The following is a 17,093-nucleotide window of genomic DNA, read 5'->3' on the forward strand; positions in this document are numbered from 1 at the left end:
GCGCTAGTGGGGGCGCGACATTCATCACGGGCTTGCTGAGTTTGTAAGCGCCGGGATGAATTTCTAAGCGGCAATCAAGTCTCGACGACAATTCGATAGCGGAGGAATGCATGTCCTTCGCAAGGGATGAGTGATGAAATGTACGTTTGTATCAGCAGGATCGGATGCGATCGGCGAAGGACCGGAGGGGCTGCGGCCGATTCCCGTCACGCGCCGCGCTCTCCGTATCGCGCCATGGCCGGTCACGGCGATTCTGCTTGGTATTGCATCACCCGCCAATGCTCAGGCGATCCCGGCAACCAGCGACGAGCTCGCGCCACCCTGGAATGCGCAACGGATTTTCGAACCGTCCGCGTTGCCCGATCTGGTCGACCGGGATAACCGCGAAGCAATAGCGCCAGAGGACATGCCAGTAAAAAAGCGACAGCAACCTGGTTATGAACCCGTCGGCATCCGCCAGGGATCCTGGATGTTCAACCCGTCGCTGATGACGGGCGCGCTCTATGACAGCAATGTGTTTGCCTCGAACACCCAGAAGCGCGGCGACGTCGCAGCGGTGATCGAACCCAGCCTGCGTGCGCACACGCTGTGGGAGCGACACGGCATCGACATCAAGCTCAATTCACGAACCACGGCCTATAATGAAAATTCGAGCCTCGACCAGACCGATGTGAGCCTGAAGGGCGCCGGCTGGATCGATATCGCCAACGACATGGTCGTGCTGGGCAGTTTCCAGATCGCGCATCTCAATGAGGGTGTGGGTTCGCTGAGCTCGCCTTCCAATGCCGTGACACCGACGCCTTATAATCTGATGTCCGGCGACCTGACCGTCCGCAAGGAATTCAACCGGCTGGCGACATCGATCGGCGCACGCGTCGACTCGTACGATTACGGCACGGCGCGCGCGCAGGATGGCAGTCTGATCGACCAGAGCAGCCGCGACGGCCAGATCTATGCGCTTCACGGCCGCGTCGATTATGCGTTCTCGCCTGTGCTCGGCTGGTTCGGCGGCGTCGAAGGCAACCAGCGCAACATCCGCGGCGTGCCCGGCCAGACGCTGGACTCCACCGGCTATCGCGCGTTGTCGGGCTTGACCGTCGGTTTCGGCAATCTGCTCCGCGGCGAGTTCGGCGGCGGCTATGTCGAACAGCGCTTCGACAATCCTCTGATCGGCACCGTCGACGGACCGTCCTATCGCGCCAAGCTCACATGGAGCCCGACGCGATTGATGGACATCCACGTCAAGGCCGAACAACTGGTCACGCAGACATCCGATACCAGCTCGACCGGCGTGTTGGCCAATGCCGTGCAGGTCGGCGTCGACTACGAGCTGCGTCGCAACGTCATCCTGTCGCTGGCGGGCGCCTATGAGATCGATCGCTTCTTCGGCCAGGCCCGCAAGGACCGCGTGACCACGACCAATGCCAGCGTGAAGTATTTGATGAACCGCTTCAGCGCGATCTCGGCCTATCACCGCTACACATCGCGCGACAGCGATATACCCACCTTCAGTTACGACAAACATCAGGTAGGGCTCAATGTTACAGCGCAATTTTGACCAGCCTTATCCGGCGGCACCGGAACCGGTTCCGACCGCCGTTGCCGGTTGGCAGGCGCCGACCGTCGATCTCCGGGAAATGGCGCGCATCCTGCGCCGGCGCTGGCGCGCAGTCGTGCTGCCTGCCGCCGTGCTCGGCGGTATCGCCCTCGCTTATGTGGCGACGGCGACCACACTCTATACTGCGAACTCCACCGTACTGGTCGATCCCCGGCGCGCCAATGTGGTCGAAACCAATCAATCGGTGCTGACCAATTTCGGCACGGACGATGCGACCATCGAGAGCCAGACGCTGCTGATCCAGTCGCTCTCGATCCTGCAGCGCGTGGTCGACAAGTTGAAGCTGACGCAGGATCTCGAGTTCATGCCAAAGCCCGGCCTGCTCGATCCGATCCGCAATCTGTTCCGCAGCAGCAGCCCGGTCGATGGCGTGAGCCCCGAAGACGCCGCGCGTGCATACTCTATATATCTGCTCCAGCGCCGCATGAAGGTGACACGACAAGGCACGACATTCCTGGTCGATATCGCCGTCAGCTCGGAATCGCCGCAGAAAGCCGCGACCATCGCCAATGCGGTGGCTGACGCCTATTTCGAGGAACAGGTCCGCGCCAAATTCGACGCGACGCGCATCGCAGCCAAATGGCTCGGCGGCCAGATCGATGCGCTGAAGAACCGCGTCGTCACCTCCGAACAGGCCGTCGCGGACTATCGTTCCGCCAATAACCTCGCGGTCTCGCAGGGCGTGACGGTCAACGACCAGCAGATCACCGATCTCAACAGCAAGCTGATTGCTGCCCGGGTGCAGACCGCCGAGGCGCGTGCCAAGTTCGATCAGGTGCAACAATTGGCGAAAACCGGCGGCGATCCCGGCGGGCTCAATGCCGCCGTCTCCTCGGAGATGGTGACCAAGCTGCGCGCGCAATATGCCGATATCGCCAAGAACGAAGCCGACCTGACCAGCAAATATGGTCCGCGGCATCCGCAGGTCGCCAATGTGCGGGCGCAGCTCAAGGACACGCAGCGGCTGATCAACGAGGAAATCGGGCGCATCGTGCAGGGCACGGCGCATGATTATGACGTTGCGAAATCGCGCGAGGCGTCGCTGCAGGACAGTTTCGACAAGCTGCAGGGCGTCTCCAGCACGTCCGGTCAGGCCGTGGTCCGGCTGCATGAGCTGCAGCGCGAGGCCGAGGCCAACCGCACGCTCTATGAGTCATATCTGGCGCGCTCGAAGGAGACGACGGCGCAGGAAAGCCTGGAGATGCCGGACTCCCGCATCGTCAGCTTTGCCAGCATCCCGCTCAAGCCTTCCGCGCCGAAGACGATGCTTATTCTAGGCTTTGCGATCCTGCTCGGCCTCGGCGGCGGCACCGTGCTGGCATTCCTGACCGACTATCTCGACGGGCGGATCAAGACGTTGGAACAGGCCGAAGAGATATCGGGCGTCCCCGCTCTGGCCGCTCTACCCTCGATCAGCAGTCGCGAACTCGCCGGGCGTGCCAAACGCGGCCGCACCGAACTCGGCAGTTACGATCCGCGCACCATGCGGCTGCTGCCGGCTGCATTGCAGCCACCACTGATGCGCTATGCCATCGAGGAGCCCGGCACATTCTTCGCCGAAGCGATTCGTGCCGTGCGTCTGGCGATTCAGCGTGCGCGCAAGATCGACACGGTCAAGGTCGTGCTGGTGACGTCGGGCCTCGAAAGTGAAGGCAAGACAACCTTCGCCGGCAATCTCGCTTTGTCCTTCGCCACGCTGGGCATCAAGACACTCCTGATCGACGGCGATCTGCGCAATCCCGGTCTGACCCGCGCCGTCAGCCCCAATGCCGATGCCGGCCTCCTGCAGGTGGCGACCGGCGAAGTGTCGCTGGAGCGCGCCATCCTGCTCGATCGCAGCACCGGCCTCTCGATCCTGCCCTCGCCCGCTATCAAGGATGTCGATGCCATCACCGAGTTGATGTTCTCCGAGCAGATCGTCGAAATCCTCGACCGCCTGAAGTCACATTATGAACTGATCATCATCGACTCGCCGCCGCTGATTCCGCTGGTCGACGGCCGCGCGCTGGCCGAACTCGCCGACCGAATTTTGCTGGCCATGGCCTGGAATCAGACACCGCGCGAAGTCGTCGCCCACACGATGGAGCTGCTGGCTCCGGTGCATGATCGCATTCTCGGCACCGTGCTGACCCAGGTCGATCTCAGCAAGATCCGCTTCTACGACTATTATCGCAGCTCGGCTTATCTGAAGCCCTATGGCGTCGCCGCCGCCAGTGCGGGAGCTGCGCGTTGACATTGGCCCGGACCGCGCCGCTCAGGCTGCATCGCAACGGCGCCGTCGCCGCGGCGGGCTCGCGTGCACGCGTTCCGCAACGACGCCAGATCGTCAACACCGCCCAACTCATTAATTTAATGATCGTCAGCGTGCTGCTGGGCGCCATCGTCGCGATCTTCACGCTGTCCGGCGGCGTTCTGACCAATCTCAAGATCCATTACCTGACACCCGGCGGCAATTTTCTCGAGAAATTGCACCCCGGCACCTATGCGACATTCATCGCGACGCTTTTGCTGCTGATGCGCGACGGCGACCCGATCGGTGAGATCAACCGTGCCTTCACGGACGCCAAGCTTTTGCTGGTGCACCTGTTCTGCTGGTTCGTCCTGCTGATCCAGATGTTCGTGCTGGAACGCCCGTTCACGGTCATCATCGACACGTTCCTGCTGCCGGTCCTGCTGTGCCTGCTGATCTGGCGGCTGACGCCGGCGCAGCGGCGGCCGCTGGTCTGGGCCATCCATGCGACACTGCTGCTCAACATCCTGATTGGCTATTACGAATATTTCTCCGGCCATCGCATCATTCCGCTGACGCTCGGCAGCGTGCTGGTAGTCGGTGAATGGCGCTCGGCTGCGCTCCTCGGCCATCCGCTGACGGCCTCGGGCATCGTCGGCGCCTATATCATGGCGCTGGTGCTGCGACCGGCCATCTGCCCGCCGATCATGATCCGCGTGCCACTGATCGCCTTCAGTCTGGGCTCACTGATGGCCTTCGGCGGCCGTACCGCGCTGATGACAGTATTGTTCGTGTTGGCTTGCCTCGGTCTGCTTGAGACGATCCGGCTGATCCGCGGCAAGCGCGTGCCGCTGCTGTTCGCTGTCGGCGCAATCTGCTTTCTTTTTGCGGCGGCAGGCGTCGTGTTTGCTGCGCTCTATCTCGGCATCTTCGACAAGATGCTGCTGCGCTTCTCATCGGATAAAGGCAGCGCCCTGGCTCGCTTTGCGACCTTCGACATGCTCAATCATTTCCAGTGGAGCGAACTGATCCTCGGACCCAATCCGGTTCGCGTGAACGCGCTGCAGTCGCAGCTCGGTTTGAATTATGGCATCGAGAATTTCTGGGTGTCCTGCATCGTGCAATTCGGCCTGATCCACACGATCCTGATCACGCTGGGCCTGACCTGCTTCTTCATCGAACTGCTGCGCCGGTCGGACCGCGCAGCCTTCGCGATCTTGCTGCTGATCCTGATGATTGCGGCAAGCTCGGTGAGCTTCTCGTCGAAGAACATCCAGCTGGCGCAACTCGTTCTGCTCATCGCACTGCTGTTGCCGCGCGAACGCGCGCCGGCCGTGGCGCCACCCCGCCATGTCCATCAGCGACCGCCGATGGCGGCTCCGCATGTCCGCGCCGTCCCCCGGGATCAGGAGTTTGCATGACTATCTATGTCGATCACACCCATCTCGGACGCCATGTGACCGGGCTCGAACGGATCACACTGGAGCTGTTTTCGCAGCAGGCGCTGGCGCCGCTCGATGTCGTGCCCATCACCTCGCGCGGCACCGGCCAGATGGTGGCGACGCAGACTTTCGGTCTGCCGATGCGCCTGGCGTCTCCCTCGTCGTTCCTGCTGTGCCCCGGCTTTCCGCCAAGCCCGCTACTGCGGATGTTTTCATCACGTGTGCTGCCCTATATGCACGACGACTTCCTGCTGACGCGACAGGCCGACCTCAATGCCCGCGCGCGACTCTATATGGCAGCACCCTTCAAGATCGCGCTGAAGAACTATCCGCGCTTCCTGACCAATTCGCGCGACACCCAGCGCAAGCTCGCCGAGCATTGTCGCCCGAACGCAGAGATCACGCTGTATCGCCCGCCGGTGCGCAACGTGTTCAAGCTGGAATCCGCCGAGCGCGCCGAGGGCGAACCCGAGACGTCGCCGCTGCGCGTCGTGGCCCTCGGCACCGTGGAGCCACGCAAGAACTTCATCGCCGCGGCCAATATCGTACGTGAATTGCGCCAGCACGGTTTTCCCGGCGCCACCCTCGACATCGTCGGCCGCAAGGGCTGGGGCGATGACTGGAAGACACTGGAACGCATGTCGTGCGTGACCTTGCACGGCTACCAGTCTTCCGAGAACGTGACGCGCATTCTCAATAAGGCCGATATTTTCCTGTGCACCTCGCATGACGAAGGTCTCGGCTTGCCACTGCTTGAAGCCCAATATGCCGGCCTGCCGATCGTGGCGCCGAATGCCCCCGTCTTCCACGAAGTGCTGGGCACATCCGGCATCTTCATCGATCCGTCGGACCACGGCACCGCAGCGTCGCAGATCGGCGGGGCTATCGCGGCTTCTCAGTGGCGCAGGCGGTATGTTGCGGCAGCTACCGAGAACCTCGCGCGCTGGAACGCGCTGGCAGCGAGCGACCACGACATCGTCATCGACCTGATCGCCGAACTCGCTGGCGGGCAGCTGGCCGGCCATCGTTCGGCGGCGAAGCCCAACGCCGCGCATTAGGACCGTGACGCCGGCACCCATGCCGGATCGGGGCCGCGCTTGGTCCATTCAACAGGGATATGGCTTCTTGCAGGATATCGACACCAGCACACGACATCTGGACGGGCTGCGCATCGTTGCGGCCAGCGCCGTCGTGATCCTGCACTATTCGGATTACATCAAGGAACTGCCAATTGGTCGCTTCATGGTGGACCACACCTGGCACTTCAATCTGTTCGTCGACCTGTTCTTCGTCATCTCCGGCTTCGTCATTGCCAGCCAGTATCTGGCGAAAGTTGGCTCACCCGCCGCGGTCGGCCGCTTCCTGTGGCGGCGCCTCGCGCGGATCTATCCTCTGCATCTGGCAACGCTGGCTTTCTATATCCTGATCGCACTGGCGCTTCATGCCGGCATCGCCAAGACCGACAACCCGGCGCGCTATCCGTTCTCAGACCTGCCGGCGCAGTTCCTGCTGCTGCACGCCATCGATGGCGACCGGCTGACCTTCAATTTTCCGAGCTGGTCGCTGTCGGCCGAGTTCTTCTGCTACGTGCTGTTTCCGCTGATGGTGCTAATGATCGCGCGGAGCAGGACGGTGATTGTGGCCCTCGTCGTGCTGCCGCTGCTGGCCAACAGCATCTATGCCGTTGCCATGGGCACCGAGCCCTGGCCGGACTGGATCAACAAGGGCGGCGCCTTCCGCGCTTTGCCTGCCTTCAATCTCGGCATTGCCTGCTGGCTGTTTCGCGACCGGATTGCCCGGCTTCCGGCGATGCCGGGCCTGCTGACCATGGCCCTCGTCCTGTTCCTGATCTTCGGCGCGCAGCTTCCGATCATGGCAGCCCTCGCAGTGATCTATCTCATCGCGGTGCTCGCCATCCATCACGACATCTCCGGCCAGACCACCCTGTTCTCGCGGCTCGGCTTCGAGCGCTGGTCGTCGCTGACCTATTCCTCCTACATGCTGCATATTCCGGTCGCGACCGTCGTCCTGACCCTGGCCGCACGCTTTCTTGCTCCCGTCATTCCCGGTGGCAAGCTGACCCTGGTGCCGCTGGCCATCGCCGTTCTTGCCGCTGCCAGCATTCTGTCCCTGCGCTATTTCGAGACGCCCATGCGGCGCGCGCTCAATGACGCTTATGATCGCCATTTCAGCACGCGAATTGCCGCGGCGACGGTGCCAAGGCAGACGTGACCTGATGGTGGATGCAACACAGACAATGTCCGGGACGGCGCGGCCGCTGGCTCAAACGAGGACGGCCAGCCGGGATGTGGCCATCGACAGCATGCGCGGCCTCGCCATTCTGATGGTGATCGGCATCCATTCGCTGCAGCAACCGCTCGATGCATCGTGGAAGACCATGCTCGACGCGGCGTTGCGCCCCTGTGTGCCGATCTTCCTGTTCGCATCCGGCTATCTGACCGCCCTGTCGGGCCGCGTTCCACTCGGCAAGCGCGTCATGGCCGCATTGATCCCCTACGCCATCGCTTTCGCTGCGGCCTATCTCTACATGGCGCTGCAGAACCCGGCGATGGATCACCGCCCAACGACAACGGCTGCCCGTTTCGTGCTCGCTTACGTGTTCGTGTATTATTATGTCTTCGTCTATCTCGGCTGTACGCTCATGCTCTGGCTGACCCTGTGGTTTGCCCATCGTGAGCCGACCCAAGCCAATGAGCGACTGCGCGTCGTCCTGATGCTCGCCCTCGTCTTCGGCCTGATCATCGGCAGCTATCTCGATCCCCTGCTGATCCAGCGCGGACTATCCGATGGACTGATCGAAGAAGTGCGCATGCGTGATATCCCGTTCTGGTTCAGCTTCGTGGCTCTGGGAATGCTGGTCGCCGGATCGACGGCGCGGCCGGCCCTTCCACGGATGCGCCTGATGCTGACTGCGGCGGCACTGCTGGCCTATGTGATCTATGCGGCGGCGAGACTGCTCAAGATCGGCGACGCTGCGGATTATGATTCGATGGCGTTCTTCGGCTACGCAGCCGCACTCTGCGTGCTGTTGCTCGCACTCGGCATCCGCGCGCCGGTCCTGGCCATGCTCGGGTCCGGCAGCTACTTCATCTATCTCTGGCATATTTTCATTGTCATGGCCTTGCGCGATCATGGCGGACTGCGCCAGTTCGGCCCGGTTGCGGGGACATTTCTGATGTATGCGATCACCGTCGCCCTGAGCCTCGTCGCGTTGCTCGCCGTGCAACGATGGGCGCCGCCGCGCGCGGCCCGCTGGCTCGGAGCCTGACATGCTACTGAAGCGCACCATCCTTTATCTTCCGGCCCAGATCGTCGGGCCGATGTTCCAGCTGATCGCGATGATCGTGTGGACCCATGTGGTCAACGAGCATACGCTGGGTGTGATCACGCTGATCACGGCAACGCATGAGCTGCTGCAGATCGCATTCCTGGCCTGGTGGTCGCAATATGCGCTGCGCTTCTTCGGTCGCTATCAGGATGGCGAACAGGCCGAACGATTCTATCGTACGGAGAATGTCGTCATTCTTGTTTCGCTGGTGCTGCAGAGCGCCGCCGTGATCGGTGTGCTCTATACGGTGATTGCGACTGACACCAACCCGGCGCTGCTCGGCGCTACCGTCGCTTATGTCATCAGCCGCTCGCTCAATCTCTATATCGCCGAACGCGCCCGGGTCCGGCACCAGATCGGCGTCTATTCGATCCAGCAGATCGTCGGACCGTCGATCGGCTTCATTCTCGGCCTGGTACTCATCAAGCTGATCGGCCCGTCGCCGGAATGGCCGCTGCTGGGCTATGCCGCCGCGCAGCTCATTGCCGCTTTGGTCGTCCTGCCCCACATCGGCTACAGCCGCCGCCTGTGGCCGATCGATCGCGAGATCATTCGCCATGCGGTGAGCTACGGCATTCCGCTGATTATCGGTGGTGCGCTGGGCTGGGTCGGCCTCAATGCGTCGCGCTTTATCGTCAATGACATGCTCGGCGTCGCCGCCGCCGGCCTTTTTGCCGTTGGTTATGGTCTGGGCCAGCGCGCCGCCGCGGTGGCTGCGATGCTGGTGACGGCAGCGGCATTTCCGCTGGCGGTCAAGAGCATGGAGCAAGGCGGCAGCAAGGCTGCGATGCGCCAGCTCGCCGACAACAGTGCACTGCTGATCGGCATTCTGGCGCCGAGCATTGCGGGCATCTTCCTGCTCCGCGCCGAGATCGTGCACCTGCTGATCGCCACGCCGTTTCAGCAGGTGACGCTGGCGATTCTCCCTCTCTCGGCCCTGGCCGGTTCGATCCGCAACATCCGCGCCCATTTCGGCGACCAGGTGTTTCTCCTGCACAGCAAGACCCAGCTGATGATCGTGGTCTCCAGCATCGACGCGCTGGTGACGATCGTGGCGAGCTTCATCTGTATCCACTATTGGGGACTTGTCGGCGCGGCCGGCGCGACAGTGCTGTCCGCCATTGCCGCAGCGCTGGTCAGTTTCATCATCGGTTTTTCGAAATTCGGCCTGACCCTGCCCTGGGCGCATCTCGCCCGCATCGTCCTCGCAACCGGGGCCATGGCGGCACTGCTGACGCAACTGCCGGAAGCGCCCAACCATGTCCTGCTGGCGGCACATGTCGCCGCAGGCGCGGCGATCTACATGTTGGTCCTTGCCATCCTTTACGGGCCGACGTTGCTTCGGATGCTGCGCCGGCAGCCGCAACTCTCGGAGCTCTAATGTCGTGAAATCGTCACGACCGTTTGGCGGTCTCCAGCGCACGGGCCATTGCGTACCACAGCGGCTTTTTCTGCATGTTCTCATCGAACGGCAGCGGCCGTGGCAGTCGTTCTGCGAGAGGATTCTTCTTTCTCGCGGCGTCCGTATAGAATGAATAGTGATCGGACAGCTGCCACGCGATCACGGCCTTGACCGCCGGGACCTGTAGCACCGTCTCGAGGAATTTCCCGCCGGTCTCCGCAATCATCTTGTCGCGCGTGGCTACATCATCAGGGAACGTATCGTCGCGGACATCGAATTCGGTGATGTAGATGTCGACCTTGCGTTCGGCGAGCGCGTGGACGAATTCCAGAAACCGCTGGGGATCATGCGGATAGCGCGGCTGCAAGTGGCCCTGCAGGCCGACGACATCAAGCCGGACGCCGGCATGCTGCAATTCATCGACCAAACGCAACAGTCCGGTGCGTACCGCGAGACCGACATCGTCATCGCGTTCCGCCTGTGCCTCATTGAGCACAAGTTTAGTCTTCTTATCCACAGCACCGGCCCGCGCGAAGGCGCGCCTGATATAATCAGTGCCAAAGGCATCGTACCACGGGCCAAGGCGATAGCCGCCGGGTGCCTTGTGACCGGGCCAGAACGGCTCATTCACGACGTCCCATGACTGCAATTGGCCGGCATAGCGCCCGGCGACTTCATCGATATAACTATCGAAGAAAGCTTGTCGCTCGGAATTGCTCATGGACTTGATCCATTGCGGAACCCATTCGTTCCAGATCAGACAATGACCGCGCATGGGAATGCGATTGCTCGCACAAAATTGTAGCAATCGATCGGCGCTCTCGAATCGCTTCGGACCCGCCATCGGCGCAAGCGTGCCCATTTTCAGAGCGATATCCGTCGTTATAATTTTCGTCTGTGTTGTGTAAAGCTCACGATATCCGACATCCTTGTCGATCACCGGCCCTGCAGCCGCGCCAAACATCAAACCATTTTTTGCCGCAATTGTACCAAGGCTCTGCATTTGAGTCGCGCCGAGTGCATGTTGTTGCATAGCGACTGTCGCACCGGCGATGACTGCGAGCGACTTTCTCCTTGAACATTCGAACATATCCACTCTCCATCGATTCAAAATCGTGACTGCTATCTTTTCCATATTGCGCGACAGCATCGCCATCGTTGCGTCGCAATAGTTCGTTTTGATGTCCATGACGTCGGGGAGATGATTTTCGACTCACTTTTCTTTGCTGCATCGGCAGCAAGCAGGTGTGCACTTCGTTCAAGCGTACCTCGGCTACATCGTCATCAGGGGACCGACATGTCGAAGACGCAGGCGCCACACGCCAAAAATCTCACCGTTGACGGAGTCACCGTGAACGTTTCATCGCTCGATGAAGCCGTTTTATCGATCGTAGAAGCGGCCGAACGCGGCGATAACTTCAGCGTATGCACGCTCAATCTCGATCATGTCGTACATCTGCAACAAAAGCCCGACTTTCGCGCAGCCTATCGGCGCGCACGCTTCGTGACTGCGGATGGCTTTCCGATCGTCGTTCTCAGTCATCTGCTCGGCAAACCTATTTCACGAACAACCGGCGCTGATCTTGCCGCTCCCTTGTGCGAAGCTGCGGGCAAGAAGGGGCTTCCCATCTTTCTGTTCGGTTCCGACAGGCCAACGCTGGACAAGACTGCAGCAGAATTGCGCAAGCGATATCAGGGCTTGCAGATCGTCGGCACCTTCGCGCCTGGTCGCAACTTCGAGGCCTATTCAGCGGAAGCCGATACAGCGATTGCACAGATCCGCGCATCCGGTGCAAAGCTCTGCTTCCTCGCGCTGGGCGCGCCACGACAGGAAGTGTTTGCTTCGCGCTGTATCGATGAGTTGGACGGGACGGGCTGCCTGTGTTTCGGCGCGGCGCTGGACTTCATCGCAGGTACACAGGTTCGCGCACCGATGTTCACCCAACGTGCCGGTCTCGAATGGGCCTGGCGCATGTTGCGGGATCCGCGCCGCCTTGCGCCCCGTTACGCACGCTGCGCTGCCGCCGTGCCACGTTTGATCGCCAGTACGCTTCCACAAATCCTGAACGCTCGCATGAGGAAAGCCGCATGACCTCGACACTCACTCTGGGTCTTCGCGCCCGGAACGCCGCGCCGGCCAAGCAACGCTACCAGATCTGCCTCATCCACCCGTTCGATCCGCGCGGCCAGAAGGTGGGTGGGCTAGAAACCTATATCCGCGACTTCATCACCTTCCATCCCACGGACACGGATATCCTGTTCGTTGGCGTGGATTCGATCGGCGACCTCAAGCTCGGCGAAGTGCGACGGCTGACTTTCCGCGGGCGCGACTTCGACTTTCTCCCGATCCTGCACTATTCCGACCAGCAGGCCCGAGAGGCCGCGCGCACCATCCGCTCATCACTCACCGGCCAGTTCTTCATGGCGTTGCTGCGCTATTTCGGACCGGTGTCGCGCTTGATCCGCGAGCGCGGCTGCACGGTTGATCTGCGCCGCGTCGAATTTTCCTGGCTGCCGACGCTGCTGCGCCGCCCCTTCATCCAGATGCTGCATGGCGAGGGCGCGCCGAAGCTGCAGATGGATTCGCTCCTCAAGAAGTATTCGTTCGTGCACAATATCGGCGAGCGTTTCGCGGTCACGACCAGCGCAAAATTTCTGTGCGTGAATCCGTTCATCACCGAACGGCTGCAAAAGACCTATCCCGGCCAGAGCGGCAAGATCGATACGCTGTGGACCTGGGTCAACACCGACATCTTCAAGCCACAACCATTTCCGGCGATGACCGAGCCGTTCCGAATCATCTTCGCGGGACGCCTTGACGAGTTCAAGGATCCGCCGTTGATGTTCAGCACCATCGCCCGCCTGCGCGAGCGGCTGCATGGCCATCTCGAATTCCATTATATCGGGACCAGCGATCCGCATCGCTTTGCCGAATTCGCGGCGATCGAAGACATCACGATCCGGCACGGCTTCAAGGACGCTGTCGGCATGGCCGCAACACTGGCCAATGCCCACGCAGGCATCTTGACGTCGGAATTCGAAGGCATGCCGCGCTGCGTGCTCGAGACGCTTGCGGTCGGCCGCCCGGTCGTCGCGGTGCACCTGCCGCAACTGGAATCAGTAATTCATGATGGCGAGAGCGGCTATCTCATTTCCCGCAGCCCATCTCGCGACGAGATGATCGAGAACTTGGCCCAACGTTTCCTCGATACCCGCGATGCGATCGGCACCGGCGAGATCAACCCGGTGCAGGTTGCCAGCGCGATCGATAATTTCACACCGGCGACACAGTTGGCGCGCGTCTTTACCTATCACCAGGACATCCAGAACGCGCGCAACATGACGATGACGCCCTCCGCGGCACACTGAGGCTATCTGTGAATATCCTGTTGCTATCGAGCGAATATGCTCCCGCACGCGGCGGGATAGGTACCTACGCCCACGAGATCGCATTGGCTGCAACGCAGCTCGGCGCGCGGGTGACGCTGGTCGCTCCCGATTACGCACAGGATATGTCAGCCGACGATCGCGCCATGCCCTTCGCAATCCACCGCTTCAGCGGCGGATTGCATTCGGCGCGCGATCTGCCTGCCAAGATCATGCTGGCGCGCAGCCGCATTGGTACGGCCCCGTTCGATGTGGTGCATGCCGCCGACTGGCCCTTCTTCATTCCGGTCGCACTCGCGCGCGGCCGCACGCCGGCCCGAATGCTGATGACCGTGCACGGTACAGAGATCAATGAGACTCAGACGCCACTGAAGCGACTGGCGATCCGCTTCAGTGGCGTGTTCGGGCCGCGCACCGAGGTCGCTGCCAATAGCAACTTCACACGCGAGCTGTTCCGCAAAAGATTCACGATCGACGAACGGCGCATCCATGCCATTCGCCTTGGCGTCTCCGATTTCTGGTCCGGCCGGCGCAGCGACCGCGCTGCCACGCGCGCGATCTATGACATTGCGCCCGACCGGATCGTCATGGTCACTGTGGCGCGGCTCACGCGGCGCAAGGGACATCACCTCACGCTCGCCGCCCTCGCGCAGCTTCCTGACGAATTACGTCAGCGCATCACATGGCTGGTCATCGGTCCGCAGGGAGAGGCTGACTATGTCGATGAGCTTCGCGGCATGATCGCGGCGTCGGACTGCGACATCAGGCTACTTGGCGCGCTATCGAATGAAGAAATTCGCGACATCTACGGTGCGGCGGACTTCTTTTGTCTGACCGGTGTGCCGGATTCGTCCGGCCGCGTCGAAGGCTTCGGTCTCGTCTATCTCGAGGCCGGTGCCACGGGCCTGCCGAGCGTCGCGAGCAATATCGGAGGCGTGCCCGATGCGGTGCTCGCCGGCCAGTCTGGCCTTCTGGTCGCCCCCCGCGTCGACATGATCACCCATGTGATCCGGCAACTGGCCGAGGACGATGAGCTGCGGGCGCGCCTCGGCGCTGGCGCCGCCGCACATGCGCGTGATCTGTCGTGGGAACGCTGCGCCGCAGAAACCTATGGTTTGAAGCGGCCATCGCCATCGGAGGATGCCTTGCAGACCGGATCGGAGCTGAGGGCATCGGCATGAAACAACTCGCTGCCATCGTCACACTGCTCGTGCTCACCGCAGGCGCCGCGCAGGCCGACAACTGCAACAAGAGCCGGGAGTATCTGCTCGGCGGCCTTGCAGGCGATCTCACCATGCCGCCACAGGCCTATGAAGGCCTGTTCAAGGTCTGCACCGCGACGGCGACGATGCCGAACGTCAAAGATGCCTACATCCTGAAGGATGGGGCCATCGCGGTGATTCCGAAACAGGACACGGTGGCCGCCACCGCGGCGACGCTGTCGCGATTCTGCGACGCCAACCCCAGAGCCACGCTACGCTTCATCTCCGCCAAGGAGCTCGTGCTAACGAAATCGACATCGGGCATTGTGCAGATGTCGTCAGGTTCAGCAACATCGTGTAAGAAGATCAAGGGTCTCACCTGAGCCAGAGGGAAATGCCGCCATGCTGAAGCGCATCTTTCGCTCCTCGTCCGAGACATTCCGGACACGCTCGCCGGAACGCGATCGCATCACCGATGAACGGCTGGTTCTTGCCATTGCGGCGACCATCGACTCCGGCCTGCGCAGCGCAGAATACGAGCACGACGGCCTGAAGCGTCGACTGGAAGACGTCATCTCCATCGCCGCAATTGTCGGCGGTAACGAGATCGAGGACGTCAACAGCCAGTCGGACCCACGGGCGGAACTCCTGCAGAAATCGGACGACGAGATTCGCATCGGCGAAGCACGGCTGCGGACGCTCGAAAACAATATCGAGCATTTCAGATCGCTGAAACGGGACCTGAAGCGGCGTTTCCCGGGCATCAATCTCGATGCCGCCGAGCCGGCGCCGAAATAGCGGTTTTCCACCGGTCAAGACCAGCCGATCAAGATTCGGCCGACCAGCACGCCATGCGCGGGTCAGTGACGCCACGACACGCTTCACGGTGATCGATGCCTCGTAGCCGAGTTCGATGCGATCGGGCATACTGATCGTGTAAATGCTATCCCTCACCTCGTCGCCGGCCACCACCCGTACCGTGATCGGCCCCGCCTGCCTCAATCCCGCCCAGGGCTTCGCCCAAGGGGCGACCGGAGTATCTGCTTCCATGACTGATCGCGCCGACGCCATTGCCGCCAGGATCGAGACCTTCATCCGCGCCGAAGTCATCCCCTATGAGAAAGATCCGCGGACAGGTGCTCACGGCCCGAGCGACGAACTGGTGCAGGAACTGCGCGACAAGGCCCGCAAGGCCGGCGTTTTGACCCCGCACATTCTTGCGGATGGATCGCACCTCACGCAGCGCGAGACGGCGAAAGCCCTGATCAAATCGGGCCTTTCGCCTCTGGGGCCGCTGGCTTGCAACACGATGGCACCCGACGAGGGCAATATGTATCTCCTCGGCAAGGTTGGCACCGCCGAACAGAAGACGCGCTTTCTGGAGCCGCTGGTGTCGGGGAAAGCGCGTTCGGCATTCTTCATGACCGAACCGGCAGATGAAGGCGGCGCAGGCTCCGATCCGTCGATGATGCAAACCACCTGCAGGCTCGATGGCAATCACTGGGTGATCAACGGACGGAAGAAGTTCATCACCGGCGCGGAAGGCGCCAAGGTCGGGATCGTCATGGCGAAGTCCGAGGATGGCGCCTGCATGTTTCTCGTCGACCTGCCCGATCCTGCGATCCGCACCCTGCGTGTGCTGGATACGATCGACAATTCGATGCCCGGCGGCCATGCGGAGATCGAGATCGATAACCTGCGTGTGCCTGCAGACCAGATGCTTGGCGCGTCAGGCGATGGTTTCAAATACGCGCAAATCCGCCTCAGCCCGGCGCGCCTGTCGCATTGCATGCGTTGGCTGGGTCTTGCGATCCGCGCCAACGAGATCGCGACCGACTATGCCTGTCGCCGCCATGCCTTCGGAAAGGCCCTGATCGATCACGAAGGCGTCGGCTTCATGCTGGCGGAGAACCTGATCGATATCAAACAGTCGGAACTGATGATCGACTGGTGCGCGGACGTGCTCGACACCGGCTCGCTCGGAACGGCCGAAAGCTCGATGGCCAAGGTCGCCGTATCGGAAGCGCTGATGCGGATCGCCGACCGTTGCGTGCAAGTGATGGGCGGCACCGGCGTTTCCGGTGAAACAATCGTCGAACAGGCCTTCCGCGAAATCCGCGCCTTCCGCATCTATGACGGCCCGACCGAAGTCCACAAATGGTCGCTCGCCAAGAAGATCAAGCGCGACTGGAAGACGGAACAGCAATGACGCGCGCGGCGAAAGCCGTCGCTGTTTGATTGAGCGCTGCGACCATTCAGCGATGGCGTCAGGAGGTCGATCGGCATCCGGAGGCGGCGCGCGGGTGCCGAAATTACCAGACGTCTCGCTTGGGACAGCCCCCAATCAGCAACCCTGCCCTGAAACTGCTGGCCGACAGGTCAACGACGTTCTCTCGGACAAGCAATTCCGAGAAAAACTCTCCTACATTCACCGTCGTGCCAGCAGGCTTCTTCCGAACATGG

The 17,093-nt window shown here is 61.7% G+C and carries 14 protein-coding genes; 13 read left to right on the plus strand and 1 reads right to left on the minus strand.

Annotation, left to right across the window (positions count from 1 at the left end; translation table 11 throughout):
* The first annotated feature begins 133 nt into the window (after positions 1–133).
* The 7 genes from CHC01_RS30345 to CHC01_RS30375 all read left to right on the plus strand — a co-directional run bounded on the left by CHC01_RS30345 (position 134) and on the right by CHC01_RS30375 (position 10,020).
* Positions 134–1,558, plus strand: a complete 1,425-nt coding sequence (locus CHC01_RS30345; protein WP_089268061.1) for an outer membrane beta-barrel protein — start codon at positions 134–136, stop codon at positions 1,556–1,558.
* The gene (locus tag CHC01_RS30350) at positions 1,539–3,851 is read left to right on the plus strand and encodes a GumC family protein (protein ID WP_089268062.1); all 2,313 of its coding nucleotides are present in this window, start codon (positions 1,539–1,541) and stop codon (positions 3,849–3,851) included. The genes CHC01_RS30345 and CHC01_RS30350 overlap by 20 nt, the downstream gene beginning before the upstream one ends.
* The gene (locus tag CHC01_RS30355; protein ID WP_176454756.1) at positions 3,848–5,269 is read left to right on the plus strand and encodes a VpsF family polysaccharide biosynthesis protein; all 1,422 of its coding nucleotides are present in this window, start codon (positions 3,848–3,850) and stop codon (positions 5,267–5,269) included. The genes CHC01_RS30350 and CHC01_RS30355 overlap by 4 nt, the downstream gene beginning before the upstream one ends.
* The gene (locus CHC01_RS30360) at positions 5,266–6,348 is read left to right on the plus strand and encodes a glycosyltransferase family 4 protein (RefSeq protein ID WP_089268063.1); all 1,083 of its coding nucleotides are present in this window, start codon (positions 5,266–5,268) and stop codon (positions 6,346–6,348) included. The genes CHC01_RS30355 and CHC01_RS30360 overlap by 4 nt, the downstream gene beginning before the upstream one ends.
* Before the next feature lie 67 nt (positions 6,349–6,415).
* Positions 6,416–7,522, plus strand: a complete 1,107-nt coding sequence (locus CHC01_RS30365; RefSeq protein ID WP_176454757.1) for an acyltransferase family protein — start codon at positions 6,416–6,418, stop codon at positions 7,520–7,522.
* 25 nt (positions 7,523–7,547) lie between these two features.
* A complete protein-coding gene (locus tag CHC01_RS30370) occupies positions 7,548–8,579 on the plus strand; it encodes an acyltransferase family protein (protein WP_244558576.1) in 1,032 nt (343 codons plus the stop codon).
* A 1-nt stretch (position 8,580) separates the two neighbouring features.
* On the plus strand, positions 8,581–10,020 hold the full coding sequence (locus CHC01_RS30375) for an oligosaccharide flippase family protein (protein ID WP_089268065.1): 1,440 nt from the start codon (positions 8,581–8,583) through the stop codon (positions 10,018–10,020).
* Between the two features lie 13 nt (positions 10,021–10,033).
* Here the strand turns inward: CHC01_RS30375 and CHC01_RS30380 are convergent, their stop codons facing one another.
* Positions 10,034–11,230 carry an endo-1,4-beta-xylanase gene (locus tag CHC01_RS30380; protein ID WP_349636636.1) on the minus strand — a complete coding sequence of 399 codons (1,197 nt, stop codon included), beginning with the start codon at positions 11,228–11,230 and terminating at the stop codon, positions 10,034–10,036.
* A gap of 108 nt (positions 11,231–11,338) precedes the next feature.
* On the opposite strand from CHC01_RS30380, the gene CHC01_RS30385 reads away from it, so the two are divergent.
* The 6 genes from CHC01_RS30385 (at position 11,339) to CHC01_RS30410 (ending at position 16,839) form a co-directional block, all read left to right on the plus strand.
* Complete coding sequence (locus tag CHC01_RS30385) at positions 11,339–12,133, plus strand: WecB/TagA/CpsF family glycosyltransferase (RefSeq protein WP_089268066.1); 795 nt, start codon at positions 11,339–11,341, stop codon at positions 12,131–12,133.
* Positions 12,130–13,410: a glycosyltransferase gene (locus tag CHC01_RS30390; protein WP_089268067.1), complete on the plus strand. Its 1,281-nt coding sequence runs from the start codon at positions 12,130–12,132 to the stop codon at positions 13,408–13,410. The genes CHC01_RS30385 and CHC01_RS30390 overlap by 4 nt, the downstream gene beginning before the upstream one ends.
* A gap of 8 nt (positions 13,411–13,418) precedes the next feature.
* Positions 13,419–14,609, plus strand: a complete 1,191-nt coding sequence (locus tag CHC01_RS30395; RefSeq protein WP_089268068.1) for a glycosyltransferase family 4 protein — start codon at positions 13,419–13,421, stop codon at positions 14,607–14,609.
* Positions 14,606–15,013 carry a hypothetical protein gene (locus tag CHC01_RS30400; protein ID WP_176454758.1) on the plus strand — a complete coding sequence of 136 codons (408 nt, stop codon included), beginning with the start codon at positions 14,606–14,608 and terminating at the stop codon, positions 15,011–15,013. The genes CHC01_RS30395 and CHC01_RS30400 overlap by 4 nt, the downstream gene beginning before the upstream one ends.
* A 19-nt stretch (positions 15,014–15,032) precedes the next feature.
* The gene (locus tag CHC01_RS30405; protein ID WP_089268069.1) at positions 15,033–15,428 is read left to right on the plus strand and encodes a hypothetical protein; all 396 of its coding nucleotides are present in this window, start codon (positions 15,033–15,035) and stop codon (positions 15,426–15,428) included.
* 142 nt (positions 15,429–15,570) lie between these two features.
* Complete coding sequence (locus CHC01_RS30410; protein ID WP_244558578.1) at positions 15,571–16,839, plus strand: acyl-CoA dehydrogenase family protein; 1,269 nt, start codon at positions 15,571–15,573, stop codon at positions 16,837–16,839.
* The last annotated feature ends 254 nt before the right edge of the window (positions 16,840–17,093 follow it).

Source organism: Tardiphaga sp. OK246 (assembly GCF_900188215.1).
In the GTDB taxonomy this organism is placed as follows: Bacteria; Pseudomonadota; Alphaproteobacteria; order Rhizobiales; family Xanthobacteraceae; genus Tardiphaga; species Tardiphaga robiniae.